The sequence below is a fragment of the Streptomyces sp. NPDC030222 genome (assembly GCF_055573115.1).
This window is the reverse complement of sequence record NZ_JBVICA010000004.1, coordinates 37541-57341: the sequence shown is the minus strand read 5'-3', so window position 1 is coordinate 57341 and position 19801 is coordinate 37541. Positions and strand designations below refer to the sequence as shown.

The 19801-nt window shown below is 71.4% G+C and carries 21 protein-coding genes; 13 read left to right on the top strand and 8 right to left on the bottom strand.

Going from position 1 to position 19801, the window contains the following annotated elements:
- The first annotated feature begins 162 nt into the window (after positions 1–162).
- Positions 163–948, top strand: a complete 786-nt coding sequence (locus ACZ4Z5_RS07150; protein WP_468258723.1) for a maleylpyruvate isomerase family mycothiol-dependent enzyme — start codon at positions 163–165, stop codon at positions 946–948.
- A gap of 463 nt (positions 949–1411) precedes the next feature.
- Positions 1412–1960: a DoxX family protein gene (locus ACZ4Z5_RS07145; RefSeq protein WP_468257869.1), complete on the top strand. Its 549-nt coding sequence runs from the start codon at positions 1412–1414 to the stop codon at positions 1958–1960.
- Positions 1961–2056: 96 nt separating this feature from the next.
- Here the strand turns inward: ACZ4Z5_RS07145 and ACZ4Z5_RS07140 are convergent, their stop codons facing one another.
- Positions 2057–2494: a cupin domain-containing protein gene (locus ACZ4Z5_RS07140; RefSeq protein WP_468257866.1), complete on the bottom strand. Its 438-nt coding sequence runs from the start codon at positions 2492–2494 to the stop codon at positions 2057–2059.
- Between the two features lie 637 nt (positions 2495–3131).
- On the opposite strand from ACZ4Z5_RS07140, the gene ACZ4Z5_RS07135 reads away from it, so the two are divergent.
- The gene (locus tag ACZ4Z5_RS07135; RefSeq protein WP_468257863.1) at positions 3132–3395 is read left to right on the top strand and encodes a GlsB/YeaQ/YmgE family stress response membrane protein; all 264 of its coding nucleotides are present in this window, start codon (positions 3132–3134) and stop codon (positions 3393–3395) included.
- Between the two features lie 220 nt (positions 3396–3615).
- Here ACZ4Z5_RS07135 and ACZ4Z5_RS07130 read toward each other — a convergent pair whose 3' ends face one another.
- Positions 3616–4389, bottom strand: a complete 774-nt coding sequence (locus ACZ4Z5_RS07130; protein ID WP_468257860.1) for a LysR family substrate-binding domain-containing protein — start codon at positions 4387–4389, stop codon at positions 3616–3618.
- A 57-nt stretch (positions 4390–4446) separates the two neighbouring features.
- On the opposite strand from ACZ4Z5_RS07130, the gene ACZ4Z5_RS07125 reads away from it, so the two are divergent.
- The gene (locus ACZ4Z5_RS07125; RefSeq protein WP_468257857.1) at positions 4447–4851 is read left to right on the top strand and encodes a DUF5997 family protein; all 405 of its coding nucleotides are present in this window, start codon (positions 4447–4449) and stop codon (positions 4849–4851) included.
- 175 nt (positions 4852–5026) lie between these two features.
- Here the strand turns inward: ACZ4Z5_RS07125 and ACZ4Z5_RS07120 are convergent, their stop codons facing one another.
- Both ACZ4Z5_RS07120 and ACZ4Z5_RS07115 read right to left on the bottom strand, forming a co-directional pair.
- Positions 5027–5482, bottom strand: coding sequence for a GNAT family N-acetyltransferase (locus ACZ4Z5_RS07120; protein WP_468257855.1), 456 nt, complete (start codon positions 5480–5482; stop codon positions 5027–5029).
- A gap of 148 nt (positions 5483–5630) precedes the next feature.
- The gene (locus ACZ4Z5_RS07115) at positions 5631–6242 is read right to left on the bottom strand and encodes a TetR/AcrR family transcriptional regulator (protein WP_468257852.1); all 612 of its coding nucleotides are present in this window, start codon (positions 6240–6242) and stop codon (positions 5631–5633) included.
- Between the two features lie 73 nt (positions 6243–6315).
- Here ACZ4Z5_RS07115 and ACZ4Z5_RS07110 point away from each other — a divergent pair, with 73 nt between their 5' ends.
- The 3 genes from ACZ4Z5_RS07110 to ACZ4Z5_RS07100 all read left to right on the top strand — a co-directional run bounded on the left by ACZ4Z5_RS07110 (position 6316) and on the right by ACZ4Z5_RS07100 (position 10456).
- Positions 6316–6888, top strand: coding sequence for a GNAT family N-acetyltransferase (locus tag ACZ4Z5_RS07110; protein WP_468257849.1), 573 nt, complete (start codon positions 6316–6318; stop codon positions 6886–6888).
- 379 nt (positions 6889–7267) lie between these two features.
- Positions 7268–9325: a phosphocholine-specific phospholipase C gene (locus tag ACZ4Z5_RS07105; protein WP_468257846.1), complete on the top strand. Its 2058-nt coding sequence runs from the start codon at positions 7268–7270 to the stop codon at positions 9323–9325.
- Between the two features lie 186 nt (positions 9326–9511).
- The gene (locus ACZ4Z5_RS07100; protein ID WP_468257843.1) at positions 9512–10456 is read left to right on the top strand and encodes a DUF5996 family protein; all 945 of its coding nucleotides are present in this window, start codon (positions 9512–9514) and stop codon (positions 10454–10456) included.
- Positions 10457–10545: 89 nt separating this feature from the next.
- Here the strand turns inward: ACZ4Z5_RS07100 and ACZ4Z5_RS07095 are convergent, their stop codons facing one another.
- Entirely contained in the window at positions 10546–10905 is a 360-nt protein-coding gene (locus tag ACZ4Z5_RS07095) for a UBP-type zinc finger domain-containing protein (protein WP_468257840.1), read from the bottom strand.
- A gap of 413 nt (positions 10906–11318) precedes the next feature.
- Between ACZ4Z5_RS07095 and ACZ4Z5_RS07090 the strand changes: the two genes are divergently transcribed.
- Positions 11319–12386, top strand: a complete 1068-nt coding sequence (locus ACZ4Z5_RS07090; protein WP_468257837.1) for a mechanosensitive ion channel family protein — start codon at positions 11319–11321, stop codon at positions 12384–12386.
- A gap of 54 nt (positions 12387–12440) precedes the next feature.
- Here ACZ4Z5_RS07090 and ACZ4Z5_RS07085 read toward each other — a convergent pair whose 3' ends face one another.
- Positions 12441–12896 carry a zinc-binding dehydrogenase gene (locus tag ACZ4Z5_RS07085; RefSeq protein WP_468257834.1) on the bottom strand — a complete coding sequence of 152 codons (456 nt, stop codon included), beginning with the start codon at positions 12894–12896 and terminating at the stop codon, positions 12441–12443.
- 561 nt (positions 12897–13457) lie between these two features.
- Here ACZ4Z5_RS07085 and ACZ4Z5_RS07080 point away from each other — a divergent pair.
- Positions 13458–15446, top strand: a complete 1989-nt coding sequence (locus ACZ4Z5_RS07080; protein WP_468257831.1) for a SpoIIE family protein phosphatase — start codon at positions 13458–13460, stop codon at positions 15444–15446.
- A 154-nt stretch (positions 15447–15600) separates the two neighbouring features.
- Here ACZ4Z5_RS07080 and ACZ4Z5_RS07075 read toward each other — a convergent pair whose 3' ends face one another.
- A complete protein-coding gene (locus ACZ4Z5_RS07075; RefSeq protein ID WP_468257828.1) occupies positions 15601–15807 on the bottom strand; it encodes a hypothetical protein in 207 nt (68 codons plus the stop codon).
- A 248-nt stretch (positions 15808–16055) separates the two neighbouring features.
- Complete coding sequence (locus ACZ4Z5_RS07070; RefSeq protein WP_468257826.1) at positions 16056–16409, bottom strand: DUF805 domain-containing protein; 354 nt, start codon at positions 16407–16409, stop codon at positions 16056–16058.
- Positions 16410–16722: 313 nt separating this feature from the next.
- On the opposite strand from ACZ4Z5_RS07070, the gene ACZ4Z5_RS07065 reads away from it, so the two are divergent.
- From ACZ4Z5_RS07065 to ACZ4Z5_RS07050, 4 genes are all read left to right on the top strand, one after another.
- Complete coding sequence (locus ACZ4Z5_RS07065) at positions 16723–17307, top strand: hypothetical protein (protein ID WP_468257823.1); 585 nt, start codon at positions 16723–16725, stop codon at positions 17305–17307.
- 326 nt (positions 17308–17633) lie between these two features.
- Entirely contained in the window at positions 17634–18566 is a 933-nt protein-coding gene (locus ACZ4Z5_RS07060) for a hypothetical protein (protein ID WP_468257820.1), read from the top strand.
- A 177-nt stretch (positions 18567–18743) separates the two neighbouring features.
- Positions 18744–19433, top strand: a complete 690-nt coding sequence (locus tag ACZ4Z5_RS07055) for a DUF429 domain-containing protein (protein ID WP_468257818.1) — start codon at positions 18744–18746, stop codon at positions 19431–19433.
- Positions 19434–19547: 114 nt separating this feature from the next.
- A complete protein-coding gene (locus tag ACZ4Z5_RS07050; RefSeq protein WP_468257815.1) occupies positions 19548–19721 on the top strand; it encodes a hypothetical protein in 174 nt (57 codons plus the stop codon).
- Positions 19722–19801 lie beyond the last annotated feature (80 nt).

Sequence of the window (19801 nt, the reverse complement as noted above, 5' to 3'; positions counted from 1 at the left end):
ATTCGCCGGTCACCCCTTGCCGCCGCGCCCGCTCGCCTGGTTGGGTACCGCGGAGCGGTCCCGAGCAGTTCCGGCTGCCGGGCCGTGCGATCCGCAGTGCCGTGAGGTCGAGATGGGGCGGCGTGGACTCGGTGACGGGGGCAGGACGTTTGGGACGACACCCTGCCCGAAGGGCTCGATCACGCGATACGCGCCACCGCCCGGGAGATAGCCGCCCTGCTCCGAGGATGCGCCGACACGAGCGCACCGGTCCACGGGTCGGAGTGGACCATCGGGAAGGCGGCGGCCCACCTGGCGCAGGCCAATGAGCTGATGGCCGCTCTCACGGCCGGCGAGGAGCGCCCCTACGGGGACCGGACGCCGCAGGGCCTGGCCGCCGCCAATGAACGGGCGCTCGCCGGGTTCCGCGAGCGGCACGCCGGCCCACTGGCCGCGATGATCGTGGAACAGGCCGACGCCTTCCTCGACGCGGTGACGCGGCAGTCACCCGCACCGGAACCGGTGACGCCGGTGGGTTCGATGAGCCGTGCCGTACTCGGCTCGTACCTCCTGACGCACATGCTCGGCCACGGTTACGATCTCGCCCGTGCGCTTGGCCGACCGCACATGATCGACCGCGCCGCGGTCGGGCTGTGCCTGCCCTTCCTGATTACCGCCATGCCGCGGGTCGTGGATCCCGCGGCCGCCGCCGGGCTCACGGCCCGCTACACCCTCAGGCTCAAGGGAGGCGGCTCCCTCGGTGTCGTCTTCACGGACGGCAAGGCTGTCGTCCACCCCGAACCGCCCGGCCGCCCGGACTGCACCATCCTCACCGAGCCGGTCACGTTCCTGCTCATGGCGCTCGGGCGCCGCGACCCGTGGCGGGCCATCACCCGCGGACGTGTCCTCGCCCGGGGCCGCAGGCCATGGCTGGCCCCGCGCTTCCCCACACTCTTCAAGGCTCCCTGATACGCGTGCCTTTCCTGCCAGGCGCGCTGAAACGCTGCGGGGGATGCCCGCCGCCCGCTTCACGGCTGCCGGCGGCCTCCGCGAGTCGCCTGGAGGGGCCTCCGGCAGGGGAGCATCCAGCCCGGACGAGCATCCAGCCCGGACGAGCGTCCGGCCGGAGGAGCGCCCGGACACGGCACGGGTTCCGGCTTCGCGGTGAAGTGCGGTGTGCGGCGACAGCGACAGGGCAGTATCGGTGGTGGGAAAGCCGCAAGCCGGCCGTGTCTGCGCCGCGGCTCCTCGTGAGGCGATGCCGGAGCGGATTCGGTCCGCTCCCCGTGTACCAGTCCGCCCCGCTGGCCATCAGGGGCGTGCCACGCTCCGCACGCACGCGGAGCACCTGGCCTCCACAACTTGCCGCAACAACTCCTCCCGGCCCCGACCGGCAGTACGGACGGGTTCCGGTCGCAGGAGGTGAATCCCGATGCAACAGCCGACCGAGCATGCTCATCGCTCCACCACCGCCACCGAAGCAGGAAACGTACTGCTGTCGGTGGGCGCCGCCGACGCCGGCCTGCTCCTGCTCCGGCTGACCGTCGGCCTGATCATGGCCGGCCACGGCGCTCAGAAACTCTTCGGTCTCTTCGGGGGACCGGGCCTGGACGCCACCGGGAAGGCGTTCTCCGAGCTGGGGTACGACCCCGGAGTCTTCTTCGCGGGCCTGGCGGGAACCTCCGAGTTCCTCGGCGGCCTCGGCCTCGCCCTCGGGCTGCTCACCCCGCTCGCCGCCGCCGCCGTCGTAGGGGTCATGATCAACGCCATGGCGGTCGGCGCCGAGAAGGGCCTCTGGGCCGCGGTCGGCGGTATCGAATACCCCATGACGATCACCGTCGTCGCGCTCGCCCTCGCAGCCGTGGGACCGGGCCGGCTCTCGTTCGACGTGTTCTTCCCCTGGCGCGACGGAGGCTGGCTGTCGGCAGGGTTCGCCCTCGTCGCCGGTGGCGTCGGCGCCATTGTCGTTCTGGCGTTGTGAACGGGACCGGGGTGGCACGAGCGGATCGTTCCCGGCTCGGCCCCCGTCCCGGCCCGATCCCAGCCCCGTCCCGGCCCGGTCGCCATCGTCCCGGTCTCACGCCATCGTGAAGTCCTCGAAGTCGAAGCCGGGGGCGACGACACACGTCACGAGCACCGGCTCGTCACCCGCGGGCTCGGCGCTCTGCCAGACACCGCCGGGAACGAGGAACTGGGGCTGCTCTCCCCGCTCGACGCCCGCCCCGAGAAGAGTCTCCGAGGACCCGGCCCCGTCAGGAGTTCCACCCCGGCCACCCAGCCGTATCCGCAGGGGCCCGCCGCGGTGCCACAGCCAGAGTTCGTCCGAACGCACCCGGTGCCACCGTGAGGCCTCGCCGGGGTGGAGGAGGAAGTAGATACCCGTGGCGAACGCCCGCGGCCCCTCGTATCCCTCGGGGACCGCCCGGCCGGGTGTCTTCCAGGTCTCCCGGAACCATCCGCCCTCGACATGCGGTTCGAGCCCGAGGCGCGCCACCAGCTCAGAGACATCCGTCATGGACATGCATCCTGGCCGAACACCGAGGGGCGTGCACGAGAATCCGCCGTCCGGTCATGTCGTGTCGCGACCGTGGCCGCGTGGGACGGGACCCGCCCGCGTCAGGGGACAGGCCCCGGCGGTCGGCTGAGGAGACGGACCGGTCTGCCCGCGAGCTCGGCGGGGGCCCGGAATTGCCGGCCCTACCGCACACCGCCACTCCGTGGCGGGCGGCGGCCGCCGGGGCGATGGACGCACGCATTCCGGAGGTGATCGGCTGGCGCAGCCGGGGGAGGCGTGCGAAGAGCTCGGCCGGGAAAGAGGTCCGCTCGCGCATGACGACGACGATCTCGCAGTCGCCGAGGGCCTCCACGAGCGCGTCCTGCGAGTCGATGTGTGTGCGGGGAACCGTGTTCCCACACGGTCCTCGATACGCGCCCAATCGGCCGTCGACCGTGCCACGCCCTGATGGTCGTCCAGCACAGCGCAGCTTCGTCAACGAGTCCCCCGAGGTCGTTTCCAGCGTGACGACGCGTGGTGCAGGCCACCGGCATGTTCCTGGCTCGTGACGGTTCCGGGCCACGGCGGCTCCGCGTCAGGTGTGACGGGCCCCAACACGGGCAACCGCACTGCGGGGGTGCACCGGGAAGGGGCCGCAATGGAGATCTCCGGCGTCATCAGCGCCATCGTGATCGGTATCGTCATCGGTCTGCTGGGTCGGCTCGTCCTGCCCGGCCGACAGTCCGTCGGCTTGCTGTGGACGATCGTCGTCGGAATCGTCGCCGCCCTGATCGGCACGGCCATCGCGTCCGGCATCGGAGTCGCGGACACCGGAGGGGTCGACTGGGTCGAGTGGATCATCCAGATCGCCCTTGCCGCGCTCGGCGTGGCCGCGGTCCAACGGGTCAAACTCCGGCACTGACCGGACGGCCGGAAGAGGCGCGCACCGGCCGGCTGCGTACCGGCCGGTCCGGTGCGCGGTCGTCGCCCGCTCGACCGGACCCTGGGGTACGCCACGGCCAGGCCGCCACCCCCTCACCCTGCGAGGTCGCGTCGGCGGTCGGCGCGCGTCGTGCGCGAACGCGGGCACGGCGAGGTGCGATGCGGCCCGGCGCTCGGTCGCGAGTGGCGGAGGCCGTGGACTACGAGCGGCGGCGGGGTCTGCCGCGCTTGGTGCCCTTGGCGCCGCCCGAACCGCTCCGCGAACCCTTGGAGGCCGGTTTGCCGGCCGCGCCGGCCGTGGACCTGCGCTGCGCGCCGCCGCTGTCGGGGCGCTTGTCCTTGGGCTGAGCCGAAGCGGCGGGGCGCCGGCCACGGGTGCTGTTGACCGTCCGCCCCCGGACGATCCCGATGAAGTCGTCCACGAGATCGGTCGTCTCCGCCTCGGGCCACGACAGTGCGACGCGGGACTGAGGAGCGTCGGCCACCGTCCGGTACGTCAGGTCGCGGCGGTGGTGCAGGCGGGCGAGCGACTGCGGGACGACGAGCAGACCCACACCCGCCGCCACCAGTTCGACGGCGTCCGCCGTGGTGGCGGGCCGCTCGATGGCGGGCCGTCCCGGCGGCTGCTCCCATTCCAGGGTGTCGTCGAGGGGGTGGAAGAGCACGTCGTCGGCCAGGTCCTCGGCGGACACCTCGTCGGCCGCCGCCACGAGATGGTCCTTGGGGACCACGACGACCGTCGTCTCGGTGTAGAGGGGGATCGCGCAGAGGTCCGTCCGGTCGCACGGCAGCCGTACGAAGCCAGCATCGACCTCACCGCGGCGCAGGAGGTCGGGTGCCTCCGCGGCGGAGACCGCGACGAGTTCCAACGGAACGTCGGGCACGCGCTCCTGCCAGATCCGCACCCACTTGCCGGGGGTCACGCCGGGGACGTAGGCGAGCCGAAACGAACGGGGTACTTCCGAGCCTGTCACGCAGCAAGGTTACCGGGCGTGGTCGGAGGTCGCGCACACGCTCGATATCCTTGACGGATGACGTTGCACCAGACCTCCCAGACCATGAAGCCCGCGACCGCGGCCAAGAAGCTGGGGGTGTACCTCGAGGCCACCCCCGCGGAGTTCCAGAAGGGCGCAGTCTCGCGTGACGAGTTGAACGCTCTGCAGGCTGATCCGCCCGAGTGGCTGCGCGAGCTGCGACGCAACGGTCCGCACCCCCGCCCCGTCGTCGCGGCGAAGCTGGGCGTGTCGATCTCGGGTCTCGCGCGTGGGGGAGTCACCGAAGCCCTCACGACCGAGCAGATCGAGACGCTGAAGCAGGAAGCCCCCGAGTGGCTGCAGAAGGAGCGCGCCACGCAGGCCGAGGTGCGCAAGGAAGCGGTCCGCATCAAGAAGATGGACGACGAGAAGGCCCAGCGCGCCGCCCGGCCGCACTCCTGACGGTCCCGGATCGCATTCATTCCCGGCGGTCCCGCATCGCACTCCTGGCGGACCCGGGCCGCGCTCCTGACGGTCCCGGGCCGACGAGCGCCGCAGGGCGGCGGCGCCGCGTGTCGCCGCAGTGGGGGAGGGGCCCTGCCGTCCAATCGGAGCGGACACTCACCGGACGCTGCGCTCAGAGAGATCTTGTCATGAACGTGCTGTTCGGGTCCGGCCGGTAGTCCGCGAACGGCTCGCACCGGACGAACCCGAACTTCTCGTACAGCCTCCGCGCGGGCAGGAAGAACTCGGCCGTGCCGGTTTCCAGACTCAGCCGGGTGAAGCCCATCCCCTGAGCCTCGGTGATGATGTGCCCGAGGAGCAGGGATGCGATGCCGCTGCGCTTGCGCGCAGGAGCCGTGCGCATCGACTTGAGTTCGGCGTGGCCGGCGTCCAGTCTCTTGAGCGCGCCGCAGCCCACCACGGTGTCACCGTCGGTCACCGACCAGAACGTGATGCCGGGCGCCCGGAGCCCGTCGAGATCCAGGGCGTGCTTGCTCTCAGGGGGCGAGATCGACCGCATCTGCTGCACGTGCTCGGTGAGGAACGCGGCGATGTCCGGGCCGGAGAGGTCGTCCGTCACGATCCGCACTTCGCTCGCCTCTCCTCCGGGGCATCCCACGTGGTGCCGGCAGCTTCGCACCACGGGGACGCGCGCCACAACATCACGCGGCTCGGCCGTGCCCGCGCTGCTTCCGCGCCGACGCGCTGCCGCTTTCGGCCGGAACGGCCTGCTGCCGTCATCCGTCATCCGTCGTTCGTCCCGCGGCGATCGCGGCGAGGAAGTCGTCGACCAGGGCGGTCTGGGTGTCGACCGGGAAACCCTCCGGGTCGAAGAGGGCCTGGACCACGAGTCCGTGGACGAAGGCGACCGTGGTCGCCGCGAGTCTTCCGAGGTCCGTGGTCTCTGGCAGTTCCCCCCGGCCGCGGGCTGCCGCGAGGTGCTCACGGACGGCTGACCGCATCCGGGTGTAGCGGTCCGCCTGTTCCGCGCCCAGCCCGTCGTCGGCGAGTGCCAGGTCCCAGGAGCTGACCCAGATGCGGTTGCCGGCCGTGTCGTCCGGGGTCAGCGGCAGGATGTCCAGCAGTACGGCCCTCAGCGCGGCCAGGCCCTCGGTAGGCCGTGCGCGGCGGGGCCGCTGTTCGGTCCGTTTCTCCAGCAGGTCCAGCGCGTGCACCACCAAGGCCCGCTTGGTGGGGAAGTAATGCATGAGCATCCCCGTCGAGACGCCCATCTCGCCGGCGACCGCGCGAAGCGTCAGCCCTCCGAAACCTTTGGCGGCGAGTACCTGCCACACCGCCTGGGAGACGTCCTTCCGGCGGGCTTCACGGTCTCCGGGTGCTGGTGGCATGCTGCTAGCTTACGTACCGAACACTCGTTATGTACCTGTCCTTGCGTACCTGTCCGTCAGAATCGAGGCCTCCGTGTTCGCAGTCCCACTTGGTGACCGTGCCGAGCTCCGCCCGCTGGAACCCTGGAACGCGCAGGAGTTCCTCGACCACATGGACCGCGCCCGGCCGAACGTGGACCCCTGGGTCCCCTGGGCGACGCGCAGCACCGACCTCTCCTCGGCCACGGCGACCCTCCAGCGCTATGCCGACAACCAGGCCAAGGACGCGGGTCGCCTCTACGGGATCTGGTGGGACGGCACCTTGGTGGGCGGTGTGATGTTCGTGAACTTCGACGCCGAGTCGGGCCTGTGCGAAATCGGCTGCTGGGTGGAGGCGGCGGCGCAGGGCCGGGGGCTGATCACCCGGGCGTGCCGGGTGCTCATCGACTGGGCGTTCCGGCAGCGTTCCATGAACCGGGTCGAGTGGTGGGCCTCCACCGCCAACATCCGCAGCGTCGACACCGCGCGGCGGCTCGGTATGACGCGCGACGGTGTGCTGCGGCAGCGCTTCCCCTACCGGGGCGTCCTGCACGACGAGGAGATATGGGCGGTCCTCCGCGAGGAGTGGCTCGCCGAGGCCGCGTCCGAGGAGCAGGCGCCCGCATAGCCGACGTGCGCCGGCCAGGTCGCCCCCGAGCACCGGCGGAGGGCCGGTCGGCGTGACGGGACCCTCCCGTCCGCAGCGGTGCACCGCGTCGGCGGCCTGTCGGTGGCAGCGGGCGTGACTGCCGTACTGCGATACGGGGACGGGTGTGGCACCAACGATCGGGCGGCACCGGGCCCGTCACCCGCAGATGTTCCGGAGTCCGGGCCTGGACGCCGAAAGGCCGGAAATCCAGGAGGGGCCGAGTCCACGTTGGCGTCAGGTGCGAGGCGTTCGCCTGCCGTACGGCGGGAGGTCATGAGGCGTCCCCCGTGCGGTACCCCGCGCGCGCTGTCCTTGGGGTGCCCCTCGAAGGCCCTCACCCGCAGAGGTCAACTCACCCATGGCAGAACTGAATCGCCGTCGCTTCCTGCAACTGGCCGGTGGCGCGACCGCCGTGACGATGCTCTCCGAGAGCATCGCCAGGGCGGCCGCCATCCCGGCCCAGGGCACCACCGGCACCATCGAGGACGTCGAGCACATCGTCGTCCTGATGCAGGAGAATCGTTCCTTCGACCACTACTTCGGCGCGATGAAGGGCGTGCGGGGCTTCGGAGACCCTCGCCCTGTCACGCTGCCCAGCGGCAAGTCCGTCTGGAACCAGGCGGACGGCAAAAAGGTGACCCTGCCGTTCCGGCCCCCGAGCGACGACCTCGGCATGGAGTTCCTCCAGGGCCTCAACCACGACTGGGCGGGCGGCCAGCAGGCCTTCAACGAGGGCAAGTACGACCAGTGGGTGCCCGCGAAAACCGCCACCACCATGGCGTACCTGACCCGCGAGGACATCCCCTTCCACTACGCGCTCGCCGACTCCTTCACCATCTGCGACGCGTACCACTGCTCCTTCATCGGCTCCACCGACCCGAACCGCTACTACATGTGGACGGGCCACACCGGCAACGACGGCACGGGCGGCGGCCCGGTCCTCAACAACGCCGAGGCCGGGTACGACTGGACCACCTACCCCGAACGCCTCGAAGCGGCCGGAGTCTCCTGGAAGATCTACCAGGACATCGGAGACGGCCTCGACGCCGCCGGATCCTGGGGCTGGATCAACGACGCCTACCGCGGCAACTACGGCGACAACTCCCTGCTGTACTTCAACAAGTACCGCAACGCCCAGCCCGGCAACCCGCTGTACGACAAGGCCCGCACCGGCACCGACGCCAAGAACGGCGACGGCTTCTTCGACGTACTCCGCGGCGACGTCCAGGCGGGCCGTCTGCCCAAGGTCTCCTGGATCGCCGCCCCCGAGGCCTTCACGGAGCATTCCAACTGGCCGTCCAACTACGGCGCCTGGTACATCGCGCAGGTGCTGGACGCCCTGACGTCGAACCCCGACGTGTGGGCCCGTACCGCCCTCTTCATCACCTACGACGAGAACGACGGCTTCTTCGACCACATCGTGCCGCCGTACGCGCCGTCCGGGGCGGCCCAGGGCCTGTCCACGACCCCGACGACGCTGGATTACTTCCCCGGCAAGGCGGGCTATGTCGCCGGACCGTACGGCCTCGGCCCCCGGGTGCCCATGGTCGTCGTCTCCCCCTGGAGCACCGGCGGCTACACCTGCTCCGAGACTTTCGACCACACCTCGATCATCCGCTTCATGGAGAGCCGCTTCGGGGTGCGGGAGCCCCAGATATCGCCCTGGCGGCGCGCCGTCTGCGGCGATCTGACCTCCGCCTTCGACTTCGCGCGCACGCAGACGACGCCGGCCGAACTGCCGCCGACCGCCGGGTACTACCCGCCGGACCGCGAGCGCCACCCCGACTTCCTGGCCCCTGCCCCGGCGGTCGGCACGATGCCCCGCCAGGAGCCGGGCAGCAAGCCCACCCGTCCGCTCAAGTACGCCCCGTACGTGGACGGTTCCGCGGACGTCTCCACAGGCAAGTACCAGCTCACCTTCAGCGGAGGCCCCTCCGTCGGTGCGCAGTTCTACGTCACGTCGGCCAACCGGTCGGACGCGCCCTGGACGTACACGACCGAAGCCGGCAAGTCGATCGCGGACAGCTGGAACACGCGGTACTCGAAGGGCGTCACCGACCTGACCGTCCACGGACCGAACGGCTTCCTGTGCCGCTTCCGCAACCCCGGCAAGACCGCGGGCCCCGAGGTCACCGCCCGCCACAACGCGGCCACCGGCAACCTCGACCTGACCCTCACCAATGCCGGAAGCACCGAAGCCCGCCTCACCGTCACCAACTCCTACGCCGGCACCCCGAAGACCTTCGTCGTCCGCAAGGGCGCGACCGTCACGTACTGCGTGGACCTGCGTGCCTGCCGCAACTGGTACGACGTGACGGTCACCTCGACCGCCACGGCCGACTTCCTCCGCCGGTTCGCGGGCCACGTCGAGACCGGCGTTCCCGGTCTGTCCGACCCGGGCATCCTCACCGACTGATCCGCCCGGCCGCCCTGCGAGGGGTCCCGAGGAACGCGCCTCCCCCGGCACCCCCAAGGGATGCAGGTGCCGGGGGAGGCTTCGTCACGCCAGTACGCTCCCACCGCCGCGAAGTGCCGTGGGGGTGGGCAGGGGCCATCATGGATCTGCCCGGCCGCACGAACGCCGGGCAGGAAGGGGAACGCGATGGAGTTGTTCCCGCCGATACCGCTGGCCGAGTGGCGGGACACCAAGGAGACGCTGCACCGCTTCGCGCAAGTCGTCGGCAAGATCCGTCTCGGTGCGAGCGTCCGGCGCAACCACTGGTGGAACGTTCCGTACCACCTCACCGCTCGCGGCATCACCACCCGTCCGATGGGACTGTCGGGCGGGCTTCCGGTCTTCACCATCGACTTCGATTTCGTCGACCACCGGCTGGTCGTCACGACGCTGGACGGCGCATCGAGATCCTTCCCGCTGGTCGGCCAGTCGGTCGCCTCCTTCCACGACAGGACCCTGGCCGCACTGAAGGAACTGGGCGTGCAGGCGGGCATCCGCGTACCCCGGCCGTACGACCTGCCAGACGCCGCCCGGCCGTTCGCCGAGGACACCGAGCACGCCGCATACGACCCCGAGCAGGCCAACCGCTATTGGCGGGTCCTCAGCCAGGTGGCCTTGGTGCTGGAGGAGTTCGCAGCCGGCTTCTCGGGGAAGTCCAGTCCCGTCCACCACTTCTGGCACACCTTCGACATCGCGCACACCCGGTTCTCCGGCCGATCGGTGCACCAGCCGCACCAAGTCGACCCGGTCACCCGGGAGGCCTATTCCCAGGAGGTCGTCAGCTTCGGCTTCTGGTTCGGGGACGACAGCTCCCCGGCGCCGGCCTTCTACTCGTACACCGCGCCCGAGCCCGCGGAACTGGCCACGGAGCCGCTCGTTCCAGCGGCGGCCCGCTGGGTGCCACGCGGAGACAGCCACCTCGCCGTTCTTCCCTACGACGCGGCCCGCGCCGAGCAGGACCCCCCGGCCGCCGTGCTCGCCTTCTACGAGAGCGCGTACCGGGCCGGCGCCGTTCGCGCGGGGTGGGACGTCGACGGATTCGCCTGTCCGGGCGGGATCACGGACCCGCAGCTGAGGCAGCCGACCACCTGAGGGCGGTACGCCCCGTCCGGACCTGCAAGGGACGTGACCTGCAAGGGACATGCCGGTTCGGTGGTCGTGCCGCTCCCGGTCCGAGGGGTTCAGTGGAGATGCTGCTCCCAGTCCGCGGGGACCTTGCCCCGTGGACCCGGCGTCGGCTGGCCGGCCGGATGCGAGGCGGGCGGGGGAAGCTCCACCCCCTCGTAGTACTGCTCGGTGTCGAGGTTCCAGAACCAGTCCTCGCCCGGCTCGAAACTCGTCAGGAACGGGTGCCCGGCAGCACGCGCGTGCTTCGTGGCGTGCTGCGACGGTGAGGAATCACAGCAACCGATGTGCCCGCACGCGGCACAGCGCCGCAGATGCAGCCACCATCCCGGGCCGTCGCCCGCCAGGCACTCCACGCAACCGTCCCCGCTCGGGACCGCCGTCGGGTCGATACCCGGGATCTCGTTCTGCGCCATGAACGTGCCTCCCTGACAGGGCCGGGCATCACCCGGCGGGCGCCGCCAGGTGTGCCGTGCAGATCCCCTACGCCCCTCTTGCATCGTAAGCCGGGGGCAGACGACCTGCGCCGGGCCGCGACGCGCGCCCGGGGCGACTCCCGGCTGTGCGGACAGTACGGCTCGGCAGCTTTCCGGTCCGCCGGCCTCCGGCAGACCGTCCGCACCGCGTCGATCCGTCCCACGGCGCGCCAGGGGGACGGGTGCCCGAGAGTCGGTGCACCCCCGCGGAACGGTCCTGGATCACAGGACGGCGCCGTCCTTCGTGGCACGCGAGCGGCCGTTCCCGGTCCGGGGCCCCGGTTTGGCCGGCGGCCGGTCGGGCACGCGCCACTGGATCCCGTCCCGTCCGAACCGTCACCCGCTGGGAAGCCATGAACAGCCTTCTGCGTCTCGTGACCGTCGCCGGTGGCTCGACCGTCCTCACGGCGGCCGTCGGCTGGGCCACCGACCTGCTGCTGCGCCGCGCCGACGCACGGCACCCGGAAACGCCCCTCTGGGGCCTTCTGCGCCGCTGTCGGCTGCCGCTCCAGGTCGTCCTGATGACCGCACTGCTGCGAGCCGCCCACGGCTGGATCGCATGGCGGCCGCTACAGGACCACGCCGGGGCGGTGGGCCGGATCCTCTCGCTGGTGCTGATCGGGGCCGGCGCGTGGCTGGTGGTGAACATCGTGTCGGCGGCCGTCGAGACGACGTACGCCCGTTACGCAACCGGCACCCGCGACCCCGCCAGAGTCCGGCGCGTCCGTACCCAGGTCACCCTGATCATGCGGATCGTCACCGCGGTCGTGGCGGTCGTCGCCGCCGCCGCGATGCTGCTCACGTTCCCGGACCTCCGTACGGTCGGCACCTCGATGCTTGCCTCCGCCGGCATCATCGGCATCGTCGCCGGTGTGGCCGCGCAGTCCACCCTCGGCAACCTCTTCGCAGGCTTCCAGATCGCGTTCGGTGACATGGTGCGCATCGGGGACACCGTGGTCGTCGACGGCGAATGGGGCACGGTGGAGGAGATCACCCTCACCTTCCTCGCGGTGCGTACCTGGGACGAACGGCGCATCACCATGCCCGTTTCGTACTTCACCAACAAAGCGTTCGAGAACTGGTCCCGGGGCGGCGCCCAGATGACCGGCACGGTCTACTTCCACCTCGACCACACCGCACCGGTGGACCTCATCCGCGAGAAGCTCCGCGAAGTCCTGGACGACTGCCCCGCATGGGACGGCCGTGCCTGGGACCTCGCCGTCACGGACACCACGCCCAGCACCATCCACGTGCGAGCCATGGTCACCGCCAAGGACGCCGACGACCTCTGGACGGCACGCTGCGCCGTCCGGGAACGCATCGTCTCCTGGCTGGCGGAGAAGCACCCGTACGCACTGCCACGCATCACCACCGCGCCCGCCACACGGGCCGGCCCCGGGACTCGCGACCTCCCGGCCTGAGGGGCTCACCGTGGTCGTCGCGTCGCGTCGCGCCGGGTCGTCACACAGCGGACCTCACACCGTGAGCACGATCTTGCCGCCCGCGTGCTCCGCCTCCTGGCAGCGGATGGCGTCGGCGGTTCCCGCCAGGGGGTAGGTCCGGTCCACGACCGGGGTGAGCCGGCCGGAGACCACGAGTCCGGCGAGGAAGGCGAGGCCCTCAGCGCTCCGCCTCGCGGTCGGCACACGCAGCTTCTGGCTCACGAACGGCGAGGTCGCGGCCACGGCGAGCGGATGCGGCAACGGCCCGGACAGCACGCCGCCGACGTCCGTCGAGGAGACGTACACGCCCCCTGGGGGCGAGGCGGTGCGGTGCGTATGGACGGCGGCATGGCGAGGCCCCGCCGTGCGGGCACACGGGCGGGGTCTCGCGGCGGTGCGCGACGGGGAGGTGCACCGCTTCCCCGGCGGGCCGGTGCCGGGGAAGTGGACGGTACGCGCCAACCTGGCTGGAATGGAACCCTCCTGCACAGGTCAATCGCCGGGGTGCGCGCGGACGTTCCCGCAGAGGTGCACCGGGTCGGGACGCGCAGCGCACGGATCCTGTCGGCTCCCCGCGGTTGATCCGGCTCCCCCGCGCGTGATCCCGCTCCGCGCCGCCCGTGATCTCCCGCCGCCCGCCGTGATTCGCCGCCCACCCAGGGCATTGCCGGAATCCGCCTGGGCAGCCGCATCACAGCGGCCCACGTCTCGCGTCCGAGGCGGCCACAGCCCGGTGACGCAGGCGGCACAGGTCGGGCGCGGTCACTGTGCCCGACCAGCCCCCGAACCCCCGCGGCCGCCCGAGGCCCTCCGGAGCCGATTGCCTCGGTGCCGTAACCCGGTGGACACAGGACAATGGTGCAGAAGCCACTGCCACGCCGGTGACCGGCGGCCCCGGCCACCGTGTGCGGCGGGCGAAGGGAACGACCAGTGCCATCAGACCGACCGGACCGACCGGGGAACGAGCAGGCGCAAGGGTGGTTCGGGCGCGAGTCCGAGCACGCGCGCGAGTCCCACTTGCGGTCCGAGCCCGGGCCCCTGCTGGAACGCGTGTCCGTCGCCGTCTTCGGCTTCGACGAGGACGACCGGATCTGCTACTGGGGACCGGGCGCCGAGGGCCTCTTCGGGTACTCCGCCGCCGCCGTGCTCTCCGGCCCGGGTGCCGTTCTCTTCCCGGACCCCTCCGGCGGAGCCCCCGACTCGGCCGCCCAGCTCACCGAACGCGCCCGGACCCTCGGCTACTGGCGGGGGAAACTGGCGGTCCGGCACAAGGGCGGGACGGTCTTCGACTGCGGCTTCCGGGTCTTCTCGATGGAGGGAAGCAAAGGATCCGCGGTCCTGGGACTGGCCAGCCGCAGCGCCGAACTCGACCGGGTGAAGACCAACCTCGCGTTCCTCGACGCCCTTTTCGAGACCTGCCCCATCGGACTGGTCATGCTCGACGAGGACCTCCGGTACATCCACCTCAACCAGGCGCTTGCCGACATGGACGGCGTCTCCGTCGAAGACCACCTCGGCCGGGCCGTGGACGAGTTCATGATCACCGCGGACGGCGGTGAGTACCGGCGTATGCTGCAGAGCGTCGCCGAGGAGGGACGGCCCGTGGTGGGCGCCCTGGTGGGCCTGCGGACCCCCGGCCGCCCGGACCGCGACCAGGTGCGGTCGGTGAGCTTCTTCCCCCTGAGCCAGGCGGTCGGCTCGCAGCCCGGACTGGGCGGACTGGTCGTGGACGTCACCGACCGGGAAAGGGCCATCGTGGAGGCGACGGCCAGCCGGCAGCGGCTCGATCTGCTCGACCGGGCAGCGGCCCGCATCGGCACCACGCTCGACATGGAGGTCACGGCCCGGGAGCTCGTCGAGGCAGCCGTTCCGGACTTCTCCGACGCGTCCGTCGTGGAGCTCGTGGAGTGGCAGGACGAGCCCGAGACGTTCCGCCCGGAACTCCCGCTGAACACCCGCCGGATCGCCTCCGCCACCGTCCTGCCGCCCCCCGCCACCGAACTCGTCGGCGGAGTGGAGACCGTGACGTATCCGCCCGGCTCCAGCATCCACGAGATGCTGCACACCGGCCGCCCCCTCAGCGTCGCGATCGACGAGGACTTCGTGGCCCGGACCGTCGTGCACCCGGAGCGTGCCGAACTGCTCATCGACAGCGGCCTGGCCTGTATCCTCATGGCACCGCTCATCGCCCGTGGCACGATCCAGGGGCTCGCCATGTTCGGCCGCTCCGCCGCCCGCCCGGCGTTCACCGAGCAGGACCTCAGCCTCGCCGGCGAGCTCGCCTCCCGCGCGGCACTCTGCCTGGACAACGCCCGCCTCTACAGTCGGGTCCAGGACATCGCACTCACCCTCCAGCGCGCCCTGCTGCCCTCCGTCCTGGCCACGAGCCCCCATGTGGAAGTGGCCCACCGCTACGTCCCCGGCAGCGGCATCACCGAGGTCGGCGGCGACTGGTACGACGTGATCGATCTCCCGGGGGACCGGATCGCGCTCGTGGTCGGCGACGTCATGGGCCACGGTGTGCCGGCCGCGGCGGCCATGGGGCGGCTCAGCATCACCGCCAACGCACTGGCCCGGCACGATCAGGAGCCGCACGAACTTCTCGCCGAACTCGACGCGTGCGCGGTGGAGGCCGACATCGAACTCGCCACCTGCCTGTACGTCCGCTACGACCCCGCCTCGGGGACCGCCCGCATCGCCAGCGCGGGCCACCCCCCGCCCCTGGTGCTCCACCCCGACGGCACGGTCGTGACCATCAGCGACGTCCTCGGGGTTCCGCTCGGCGTCGGCGTCCCCGCCTTCCGGTCCACCGGGATCGACCTACCCGAGGGCGCCACCCTCGTGCTCTACACCGACGGCCTCATCGAGGCACGGGGCCAGGACATCGAACAGGGGCTGGCCGCGCTCCGTGCCGCCCTGCGAGGGGCGGCCGAAGAGCCGCTGGAAGCGGCGGCGGACCGCATCCTGGGCAGCCTGCTGCCGGGTCCGCCGACCGACGACACCGTCCTCGTGCTCGCCCGCGTCCACCACACCCGGTAGCGGACGGCACCCGCGCCGTGCACCACCCGTGGCGGTCGGCTCAGGCGCCGCGATGGCCTGCGCAGTCCAGGGTCCCGGCAGGTCTCTTCGACGGTCCCGTCGATCTCGGGAGCCGGCTGCCCGTGACCGCCGTCGGGGACGGGGCTGGTGAGCATCACTCGGCGGCTCGGCGGCTCAGCGGGTTGACGTCCGGCCGGTCGCCTGGGTAGTCCGTGTCGTCAGCCGCTGTCGGCAGTTCATGGTGGCCTTCGGTCCAGGGGTTGCTCCATCCGCACACCCCGCAGGCGTAGCGTCCGTCCAGCCCGGAGATGCGGGTGCCGCACTGGGTGCAGTCCGTCTCGGTGATCTGAGGCCCTGCCACCGGCGCAGCCGGTGTGGTGTCATTGCTCTCCGACCTCTGGGACAAGGGTTGTTGACGGCGTGTCGGACTCATCTTTCGCAGGCTACCGGCTGGATGACGCCGGCTGAGGCGTTCCCTGCGCTTGTCGATGCCTCGCGCGGGCGGGTCGCGCTCCCGCGTGCCCCGGGGTGCCGAGGCCTTCCTGTGAACGCCGGTGGGCGGCAGGCCCCTCGAAAGGATTCTGCCGCCCACCGGTCCTGGGCCGTCGATCAGGCCGCGACAGCCACGGCCTTGGGGTCGGCGCCGTACTCGTTGTCCTCGGCCTTGCCCTCGGAGGCGAGGAAGTACAGAACCACGAAGCCGCCGAGCGGAACGATGCTGAGGAGCATCCACCACCCCGAGCGACCGGTGTCGTGCAGGCGGCGCACCGCCACGGCGAGCGACGGGACCAGCGTGCCGAGGAGGTAGACCATGTAGGGGATCTGCGTCTCGAGGGCGACACCCAGGCCCAGCAGGGCGCCGGCGACCAGGACGTTGATGAGGACGAACATCCAGTATTCCTTGCGGCGTGCACGGCCGCTGAATCCGGCGTAGTTCTTGAGCACAGCCAGGTACCAGCTCACTGCGGTTCCTTCCGGGTCCCTCGCGGGATGGGTAGAGTTTCAGCCAAAGCAGGCGGAACATATGGCTCGGTGTGAGCCTTGGTCAACAGCCTTTGGGCTGTCACGGAAACGTTCATCTACCTGCGGCTCATCCGTGTCCCCCTCGATATCGACGACGGGCTTCGACCCGGGGCGAAGAATCCTCAACCATCAGAAACCAGCCAATGATTCCCAGGGTGATGCATCCGGCCTTACCCGCTCACCGGGGCGGAAGCGACGTTCCAGGCTCACCGGGGCGGAACGGGCTGCCAGTGGCCGTCGGTATGTTCACCGCATGGGTATCCATCTCTACAGCGTCGTCGCAGCCGAGGACTGGTCGGACGACGAGCTCTTCGCGCCGGTGGCCCGCGCACTCGACGACGAGCTGAGCGGACGCGGCCTGGAGCCCTTCGTGCCTTCCTTCCCGGAGCAACCCGGCCCGAGTCCCGGCCCCTTCTTCGAGGAGAAACTCAACCGGCCGATGGCGAGCCTCGCCGAACGGTGCGAGGCCCGCCCCGGCGGCCGCGAGACGAGCGACGCGCTGCTCGACTGGCAGCTGCTCGTGCCCGTCGCCCTCGACGAGGCCGTTGTGCTCCCGGTGTCGTACGAGGACGACGACACGACCACCGTGCGCAGTGCCCGGCACGCCCTCACCGCGGCACGGAGCCTCGCCGAGGAACTGCAGCTGCCGCCCGGAATACTCCGGTCGCCCGGGCAGCTCGGCATCGTCAACTGGTTCGCCGGCCCGGAAGCCGAGAAGGCCGCCGCATCCCACCCCGGTCCGTGGCAGCACGACATCGACGCGGCCTTCTACACGGCGGTGTATCTCCGGGCCGCCGAGCACGCGATCCGCTGGAACGTCCCGATCGCCTACTCCTGAGAAGCGGTTCCTCCCCCGCAACGAAATCCGGTCCGTGGTTTTTCGTTATCCCCGCGCCGGCGGCCGGTCTCCCATGTGACGGACCAGCACGAGCCGGAAGGGGACGAGCGTGCGCACCACACCTCATCGGTGCGGCCCGGCCGCAGGTCACGCCGCTGCCGCCGCTCCTGGTGAACCCGCCTGGAGCCGCGGATCGGCGGGCTTACCCGCCCCCGGACGCCGCGCCCGGCGGCACCCGGGTGCGCAGACCGCGCACCCGTGACCGCCTCGCGGGCCCGCTCCCGATGCTCCGCGTGCAAACCCATGTGAAACGTTGCGAGGAACCATTGTCCCGATCTGTTGTCGACCCGGCCGCCGACGCACAACTTGCCTGGTGCATCCGTGCCGGACAGGACACCGGAGGATGGGCCGCCGCGGAAGCCCTCCGCCGCCATCGAGCAGCCGCGATCGACTTCGCCCGCTGGTACTGCCGAGACCGGAGGACCGCCCAGAACCTCACGGACGAGATGTTCGCCCTGGTGCTCGCCGACGTCCGTGCCGGCCGCGGCCCGACCCAGGCCTGGCGGCCCTACCTGGCCGCCGCGACCCGGCGCCTCGCCGCCCGTTGGGCGGCGTCCGGCCGTGACGCGGGACTCTCCTCGGGCTTCATGTCCTGGCTCGCCACGGTTCCCGATGCGCACGGCCCCGAGTCGGCCGTGGCGGCGGCCGAGGGCGGCTCACGGATGTTCCGGGCGTTCACCGCGCTCGCGGAGCCGCTGCAGGCCGACCTCTGGGAATCCTGGAACGGACTGGGGTACCGGGCCGCAGCCCTGGCAGGACCCGGAGGGCAGGACCCGGCGGTCGCGTCGGCCTACCAGGGGCTGTTCGACGCTTACCTCCGGATCCACGTGGGCAGCGCCCCCAGCCGTGACTGCCGCCGCCTCGCCGTGGCCATGGACGACACCATCAGGCGCGGCGCCGACCACGGTGCGCAGGAACTCGTCGAGCACGCGGGGTTCTGCGGCACGTGCTCCCAGGCCTGCGCGGAACTACGCGCCGTCCACGCCGGACACCACTGGACCGTGTGCCGGGCCCTCCAGCTGTGGCCGGCCCCCGTCTCGCCCGCCGCGCGGCGGACGGACGCCACGGCCGCTATGCCGCGGGTGCCCCGTCCCCGCGCCGGGGAGCGGCCCTTCCTGCCGGGACTGCCGCGACCCTCAAGGTCACCCGAGGCGTCCGGCGGTCCGTTCCCGGTACCCCCACGCACCCACATCGGCTAGAAGGCGTCCGCCGACGACACCTTCGGGGGCGGCCGGGGGAGCGGGTGGCGGGAACCCTCTCCTATGGCGCCGAACCGGAGTTCACGCTACCGGAGGAGCAGGCGCGGGACGGGTTCCACGCCTGCCCGCGTTCCGGGGCCCCGACTGCATCCGCCTTGCTCGGGGCATCCTGGTGGCATGCAGGTGGTCCTCGGCGTCGACGCGTGCCCCGCCGGGTGGGTGGCCGTCGAACTCCATGACGCCCGCTTCGCCAGTACCCGTCTGTGCGCCGACCTCTGGTCCCTGCTCGGCCGGGCGGTGAGCGACGGTGTCGAGGCCGTGGCGGTGGACATCCCGCTCGGGCTCCTCGACACGGGCTGGCGGCGCGCGGACATCGAGGCCGCCGCCCTGCTCGGCAGACTGCGGGGAAGCGTATTCCGCGTGCCGCCCCGGGCGGTGTGGCGGGAAGAGCACTACGAGGCAGCGAGCCGCCGTTGCCGGGCACTGACCGGCGCCGGACTGAGCCGCCAGGCCTGGGGGCTCGCCGTGAAACTCCGGGAGGCGAACGAATGCCTCGGGGCCGTCGGCGGTGACCGCCTCTTCGAGGTCCACCCCGAGGTGTCGTTCTGGGCGCTCGCCGGGAGGACGCCGCTGTCGCACCGCAAGAAGACCTGGGCCGGGCAGACGACCCGGCGCTCACTGCTCGAAGCCGTCGGCGTCGTCCTTCCCGATGAGCTGGGCGAGGCGGGTCGTGTTCCGCCCGACGACGTTCTGGACGCCGCGGCCGCGGCATGGAGCGCACACAGGATCGCCCAGGGTTGCGCGATTCCCCTCCCGGACCCGCCGCAGCACGATTCCACGGGTCGGCCCGTCGCGATCTGGTACTGACGGAGCCCGCCCCTGCCCCGAGACGAGGAAACCTTCTGGCACGGGGAGCAGACTGGAACCAGCGAGAGGGGGAGCTGCCGAGCCGAGAGGCCGACGCGTTCGAAAGGCAGAGCGATGAGCGATCAGATGCCGTACGACATGCCGTACGGGACGCCGTCACAGGCCGAGGGCGAGGACCCGGACAACACCGCCGCCATCGGCGGACGTCACCCGGACGTTCTCCGGACGACCCCCTCCCAGGCAGAGGGAGAGCGCACGCAGGAAGAAGAGGCGAAGCCGACCAAGTAGGAACCGTCTGCCGGGGTCGGGAGGCGAGATTCCTCCAGGCCCCGGTCCCGGCGCGGACGGCCCTCGGTGTGTGCTCGTCG